The sequence below is a fragment of the Oceanobacillus bengalensis genome (genome assembly GCF_003628445.1).
Classification (GTDB): domain Bacteria; phylum Bacillota; class Bacilli; order Bacillales; family Amphibacillaceae; genus Oceanobacillus; species Oceanobacillus bengalensis.
The window spans coordinates 1-6,692 of the sequence record NZ_RBZO01000063.1 but is presented as its reverse complement, the minus strand read 5'-3'; the positions used below and the strand labels follow the sequence as shown (position 1 = coordinate 6,692).

Here is a 6,692-nt window from a genome sequence, read left to right as displayed (position 1 = left end):
GTAAAATTAAGTTGGGTCATCATCAATTCCTCCTATTACGATATTTTTGTGGTTAAAAACATTGTAACATGGGGTTGATGATTGGCCCTTTTCTTTTTACACAATTATACGGGCTTAATCCATAAATCCCGAGAAGAAAGCATATATCCCGAGAAGAAAGCATATATCCCGAGAAGAAAGCATAAATCCCGAGAAGAAAGCATAAATCCCGAGAAGGGAGCATAAATCCCGAGAAGGGAGCATAAATCCCGAGAAGAAAGCATATATCCCGAGAAGAAAGCATATATCCCGAGAAGAAAGCATAAATCCCGAGAAGAAAGCATATATCCCGAGAAGAAAGGATATATCCCGAGAAGAAAGCATAAATCCCGAGAAGAAAGCATATATCCTGAGAAGAAAGCAAATATCCCGAGAAGAAAGCAAATATCCCGAGAAGAGAAGATATATCTCCAGAACTAATCTCGACGAGAAAAGCCTACTGCAATTCAGACTCTTCTCCACCGAGAAAGCAGTATATTACTTTCTTACCTCTTTTGACTTTTCTAAAGGTGTCTTCAAGAAGATTGTTTTGTGGATAAGCTTCACCAAGAACCGTACACCACTAACTAGTAAATACCCTATTAATACACCAACCGTGTTCAAAAATAAATCATCAACATCAAAACTACGTGAAAGGATTTTCATGATAGAAAGTAGTAGCTGAAGAATCTCTATAACGAATGAAAATAGAAATCCAATAACAAATATTTTTTTAAATAATATTTTTGGATCGAGTAGAACGAGTAAACAACCTAATGGAATGAAAACCACAATATTTCCGATTATGTTTACACTTGCGTTATGTAATTCTCCTTCCAGATATAGATTAATATAACTCCTAATTGTTTGAAATGGAATTAGGTTCATTCCAATCCATTCCCTTCGTATTCCACTAATAGAAGAGAGGATAGTTAAATGGAAGATGGATATTGTATAAGCTAAAAGCAATAAATAGATTATTTCGCGAGCAAAATGTATGTATCGTGCGTTTCTTTTTAAATAGATATATCTTCCAATACTATATACAAAAAGTGTTAATAGAATCTCAAGAAACGGTAAAGTACTCAGATACCCCAAAGTAAACCTCTCCAATCTCTATGATTAATAGTATAGTGATTATCATGTGAATTCAATAGGTTGGTACAAATCCTTAATCATGATAAAATACTTTTAAACAACGTATTGGAGGGAATAAAAGTGGCACTTACATTTTACTGGTACCCAAAATGTGGTACTTGTCAAAAAGCGAAGAAATGGTTTGATATGAATCAAGTTGCATATAATGAAGTACATATTGTAGAAGAAGTCCCATCAAAGGAGCAAATATTAACACTTATTGAGAAAAGCGGATTACCTGGGAAAAAGTTTTTCAATACGAGTGGGAAGAAATATCGAGAATTAAACATCAAAGATAAAATAAAAGATCTGGCAACAGAGGAAATGGCTGAAATCCTTGCTACAGATGGAATATTAATCAAACGCCCAATCGTAACGGATGGAGAGAAAGTGACTGTTGGTTTTAAAGAAGAAGTGTATAAGGAAAACTGGCTCTAGTTCTAGGTAACTCATTGTCATTTTAGTGCTTTAAAAATAGACCATTAAATTGTATAGTTAATATGAACGCACGAATATAGAAGTAAGATAATGGAGGGGTAATGATGAGCTTACCAGAAGAATTATTGTATTCAAAAGAACATGAATGGGTAAAAAAAGAAGAAAAGAAAGTACGTATTGGAATTACAGATTTTGCTCAAGATGAACTTGGAGATATCGTTTTTGTTGAGCTTCCAGAGGTGGGAGATACACTAACTGCAGATGAACCTTTTGGAAGTGTTGAATCGGTAAAAACCGTTTCAGAATTATACGCTCCAGTTAGTGGTACAGTTGTCGAGGTCAATGAGGATTTAGAAGATAGTCCTGAATTCGTTAATGAATCTCCATACGAAAAAGCGTGGATGGTTGTATTAGAATTGTCTGATGAGTCCGAACTAGACAACCTATTGACAGCAGCAGCTTATAAAGAGCTAACAGAACAAGATTAATGTATATATCTAGGCTAACTCATCACATTATAAAAATGTGTATAGTTGGCCTTTGTTTTATCATATACTGTAATTAATTGAATATTTCAATAAAATAAGCATCTGTTTGCTTACTTAAGGAGTGCTGTATGATGATGACTACGGGTTCGGACAAAGTAATCATTGTGGAAGGGTTGACTGATAAGCGGCAAATCGAGAAAGTCATAAACGACGAAGTAACGATTGTTTGTACAAATGGTACGTTTGCTATTGAACGATTTGATGAGCTGTTAGAGATCTATCACTTAGATGAGAAGGATGTCTTTATTTTAGTTGATGAGGATAAGTCTGGTTTGAAGTTAAGAAAGCAGCTTGCTAGAGAATTACCTCACGCAGATCATATTTACGTTAGTAGTGAATATCGGGAGGTTGCGACAACTCCGGAACATATTCTTGCTACTACTTTAGTAAGCAAACATTTTTCAGTGGATCCAGTATTTTTAATTAAAAATTTGTAGGGTGGTATTTTTGCAAGAAATAACAAGCGAACAACTAGAAGAAGGAAATGCTATAATATACATTTATACGCCTTTTTGTGGCACCTGTAGTGTTGCAAGGGCAATGCTTGAAAAAATCGAATCAATTCACAATAAAACAATATTTTATGAAATGAATGCATCTTTTTATCCTGAATTTATGCAAGAAAATAAGGTAGAGAGTGTACCATGTCTATTTATAAAAAGAGAGAATGAGATCAAAGAGAAAGTTTATGCATTTAAATCAATTGGAAATATTTATTCCTATTTAATGGAATATAAACCTGAATTATTTGCAGAGCGTTAAGAAATTGGCAAATTTGGCTGATTTCTTTTTCTTTGGAAGGATGTTTTCTAAAAGTAAGTTGCTATTTTTTTAGATATAGTTATGACGTAGTAGATATAAATAGTGAACTTATTCATTCGGTGTGAAGCACGTCGTTCCGGAAACACACTTCGCTTTCCGCGAGGAGGGCAGAAGCCGTGCCTAAAGGTGGCGTACTACCCGTAGCGGAATCGGACGTGCACTTTCTGCGCAGTTTATACAAATTTCAACAGATAATACGAAAGAATTATTAGGAAAAGTAGCGTTATTATATTGACAGTATAATCCCTGTATGCTAATATGAAATCCAAGTATTCAATAAAACTTAATACGATTTTCTCTTATCAAGAGCGGTGGAGGGACTGGCCTTATGATACCGCGGCAACCTTCAAACTTAGGTTTGAAAAAGGTGCTAATTCCAGCAGAGCAATGCTTCTGAAAGATGAGAGAACGGTAGACTACATATTCTGACGTCTTTCTGTTCTCTTACAGAAAGGCGTTTTTGCTTTTATCAAATATATGACATCTAAGGAGGTACCATCGTGATATCTATTAAGGGTTTAAGTAAAGTCTTTACATTCAATAATAAGAAACTTACAGCAGTAGATAATTTAACCCTTGATATTAAAGAAGGGGAAATATTTGGTGTGATTGGATATAGTGGTGCAGGAAAAAGTACTTTTATCCGTTTATTGAATCGTCTTGAGGAACCAACTCAAGGAGATATATTGATTGATAAGCAAGAGATAACAACACTTAGTGCGAATCAACTTCGTTTAGCAAGGCAGGACATTGGGATGATCTTTCAACATTTCAACTTGCTTTGGTCGCGGACTGTGAAGGATAATATTGCATTTCCGTTAGAAATAGCTGGTATACCAAAGGCCAAACGAGAAGAACGCGTACAGGAACTAATTGATTTAGTCGGTCTTACAGGCAGAGAGAACGCCTATCCCTCACAATTAAGTGGGGGACAGAAACAACGTGTTGGAATTGCTAGAGCATTGGCTAATAATCCCAAAGTGTTGTTATGTGATGAAGCAACATCAGCACTTGATCCGGAAACAACGAATGCGATTTTAGATCTATTAGTGGACATTAACAAAAAACTAGGTTTAACGATTATCCTAATTACACATGAAATGCATGTAATTCGTAAAATCTGTCATCAGGTGGCAGTGATGGAACAAGGGAAAATGGTTGAACAAGGAAATGTGTTAGAGGTATTCTCGAACCCAATAGCGCAAGTAACGAAGAAATTTGTAGCACAAGTCATGGGAACAGCTGATGAAGGAGAAGATATAAAGTCTTTACAGGAAATGTATACAGATGGCAAGCTTATCCATCTCCATTTTGTCGGTGAATCTACAAACCAAACACTGATCAGCCAAATAGCAAAAAAATTCCCTATTGATATTAATATTTTACAAGGGAAAATTACGCAAACACAAGCTGGTGGTTATGGAACGTTGTTTGTTCAAATGATTGGAGAAGAAGAGGAAATAAACAAGGCAGTTGTGTTTATACGTGATGAGACCTCTGCGGAAGTGGAGGTAATTGAAAATGTTAACTGATTTATTTCCAAATATCGATCCACAAGACTTATTAGAAGCGACACAAGAAACATTATATATGACAATTCTTTCGTTATTGGGTGTCGTAATATTCGGTTTATTGCTTGGGTTGCTGTTATATCTTACAAATAAAAACGGAATATGGGAGAACAAGTATTTATACTTAATTATTTCAGCATTCGTCAATATTTTCCGAGCAATTCCTTTTATCATTTTAATCCTACTCTTGTTCCCATTTACAGAAATTTTAGTTGGAACCATTCGTGGACCAAATGCAGCATTGCCTGCTCTGATATTAGGTTCAGCTCCTTTCTATGCTAGGTTAGTAGAGATTGCGTTGATTGAGGTAGATAAAGGTGTAGTCGAGGCAGCAAAATCAATGGGTGCCAAAACAAGAACAATTATCTTTAAAGTCTTGCTTCCAGAATCGATGCCTGCATTAGTTTCTGGAATTACGGTTACGTCGATTGCTTTAATTGGATATACAGCAATGGCGGGTGTTATTGGTGCAGGTGGGTTAGGAAATCATGCGCATTATTATGGCTTTATGCGTAGAGATTTTGATGTAGTATTTTTATGTACGATTTTGATTGTCATTATTGTATTTATTTTCCAATTTATTGGTGACTTTATTTCTAAAAAAATTGATAAAAGATAACACCTATTTTTTTCAAATAAAAATAAGAAAAGGGGATATAAACATGAAAAAGTTATTGGCATTTATTTCCATTTTATTTGTATGCTTCTTAGCTGCTTGCGGTGGCAATAATGATGCAGAAAATGGTGAGGAAGCATCAACAATTAAAGTCGGGGCATCTAGTGTACCACATGCAGAAATATTAGAAGAGGCAGTTCCGTTGCTTGAAGATGAAGGAATCACTTTAGAAATTGAACCCTATGAAGATTATGTATTACCAAATGATGATTTAGCGAGTGGAGATTTGGATGCAAATTTCTTCCAACATGTTCCTTTCTTAAATCAAACGATTGCAGATACTGGATATGAAATTGAATCGATTGGTGAAATCCATATTGAACCGATGGGTGTTTACTCTCAAAATATTAAAAGTGTAGAGGAAATCGCGGAGGGTACAGAAGTTATTCTAAGTAATTCTATTGCAGAACACGGAAGAATCTTATCCTTGTTTGAACAACAAGGTTTGCTTACTTTAGATGAAAGTGTAGAAAAATCAGCAGCGACAATCGATGATATTGTTGAGAATCCAAAAAACTTAACATTTTCACATGATTTTGCACCAGAATTCTTACCGGAACTTTATCATTCTGAAGAAGAAGCGCTTGTTGTAATCAACACAAACTATGCAATTGGTGCTGAATTAAATCCATTAGAGGATGCAATCTTTATTGAAGAGGAAGAATCTGAATATTATAATGTCATAGCTGTTCAGTCTGAAGATGTTAACAATGAAGCATTACACAAACTTGTAGAAGTATTAATATCTGAAGACATTCAAAACTTTATCCTTGAAAATTATGAAGGTGCAGTTATTCCTGTTGGTGGAAATAGTTAAATATCGAGCATTCGTAAGTATTAACTTGTAATTTTTTATATTTTTACGTATTCGGGCTATTTTGAGTGTGGTAAGGAAATAAATATGAATCTATTCCGTGAGAAGCCTTTAAATCCATATTGTTAGTTTATTTGTCAAGTGATATCCTTATAATAGACTTCCTGAAAGGATGATTCTTTACTTATGAATTACACGCAAGAAATGGAGAAGGCCATGGAACAGGCCCACGGGATGAACTTTGCTGAGTATGAAAGAAAGTTATCTAATCGAATGAAGGTTGAAAGAAGGCGCGATTTGGATTATCAGAGGAGTAAAGAAGTCGTTGCAAATGCAACCGCACAAATTCATAAATAAACAAAAAGTGCTGGTGCTCGGAATAGAGTTCCAGCACTTTAACTTTAGGCTTTTTCGTCATGTTTGTTATGTATATTCTTCGTAGTTGATATAAACTTCGGACTAATTTAATTCAGTATTGTGTGAAGCACGTCGTTCCGGAAACACACTTCGCGCACCTTAAGGCGGCTGATGAGCCCCCTTCGTGCTAACGCACTACGGTGTCTCATCTAGGCCTCTCCTCCTGCAGGAGTTATCATGAACGAAACTAGCCCCTTAATCGTAATATCGTAGATTAATTTGGTAATACTGCATTACAAAACCCAAATACC

The 6,692-nt window shown here is 35.3% G+C and carries 9 protein-coding genes and 1 riboswitch; of the genes, 8 read left to right on the top strand and 1 reads right to left on the bottom strand.

From position 1 onward, the window contains the following. Window positions 1-516: 516 nt before the first annotated feature. On the bottom strand, window positions 517-987 hold the full coding sequence (locus tag D8M05_RS19775) for a VanZ family protein (RefSeq protein WP_245985550.1): 471 nt from the start codon (window positions 985-987) through the stop codon (window positions 517-519). Between the two features lie 249 nt (window positions 988-1,236). Between D8M05_RS19775 and D8M05_RS19770 the strand changes: the two genes are divergently transcribed. The 8 genes from D8M05_RS19770 to D8M05_RS20360 all read left to right on the top strand — a co-directional run bounded on the left by D8M05_RS19770 (window position 1,237) and on the right by D8M05_RS20360 (window position 6,381). Next, on the top strand, window positions 1,237-1,593 hold the full coding sequence (locus tag D8M05_RS19770) for an arsenate reductase family protein (RefSeq protein ID WP_121134810.1): 357 nt from the start codon (window positions 1,237-1,239) through the stop codon (window positions 1,591-1,593). A gap of 104 nt (window positions 1,594-1,697) precedes the next feature. Next, on the top strand, window positions 1,698-2,081 hold the full coding sequence (gene gcvH, locus D8M05_RS19765) for a glycine cleavage system protein GcvH (protein WP_121134808.1): 384 nt from the start codon (window positions 1,698-1,700) through the stop codon (window positions 2,079-2,081). Between the two features lie 134 nt (window positions 2,082-2,215). Then, window positions 2,216-2,578, top strand: a complete 363-nt coding sequence (locus D8M05_RS19760; RefSeq protein WP_379542939.1) for a toprim domain-containing protein — start codon at window positions 2,216-2,218, stop codon at window positions 2,576-2,578. Window positions 2,579-2,588: 10 nt separating this feature from the next. After that, window positions 2,589-2,903 (top strand): thioredoxin family protein, encoded by a 315-nt coding sequence (locus tag D8M05_RS19755; protein ID WP_121134804.1) that lies wholly within the window; start codon window positions 2,589-2,591, stop codon window positions 2,901-2,903. Between the two features lie 356 nt (window positions 2,904-3,259). Beyond that, window positions 3,260-3,370: riboswitch (SAM riboswitch) on the top strand. Window positions 3,371-3,463: 93 nt separating this feature from the next. Then, entirely contained in the window at window positions 3,464-4,495 is a 1,032-nt protein-coding gene (locus D8M05_RS19750) for a methionine ABC transporter ATP-binding protein (RefSeq protein WP_121134802.1), read from the top strand. Further along, the gene (locus D8M05_RS19745) at window positions 4,485-5,153 is read left to right on the top strand and encodes a methionine ABC transporter permease (protein ID WP_121134800.1); all 669 of its coding nucleotides are present in this window, start codon (window positions 4,485-4,487) and stop codon (window positions 5,151-5,153) included. Before D8M05_RS19750 ends, D8M05_RS19745 begins: the two co-directional genes overlap by 11 nt. A gap of 43 nt (window positions 5,154-5,196) precedes the next feature. Continuing rightward, on the top strand, window positions 5,197-6,027 hold the full coding sequence (locus tag D8M05_RS19740) for a MetQ/NlpA family ABC transporter substrate-binding protein (protein WP_121134798.1): 831 nt from the start codon (window positions 5,197-5,199) through the stop codon (window positions 6,025-6,027). Between the two features lie 183 nt (window positions 6,028-6,210). Further along, on the top strand, window positions 6,211-6,381 hold the full coding sequence (locus D8M05_RS20360) for a YuzK family famiily protein (protein WP_183072875.1): 171 nt from the start codon (window positions 6,211-6,213) through the stop codon (window positions 6,379-6,381). Window positions 6,382-6,692 lie beyond the last annotated feature (311 nt).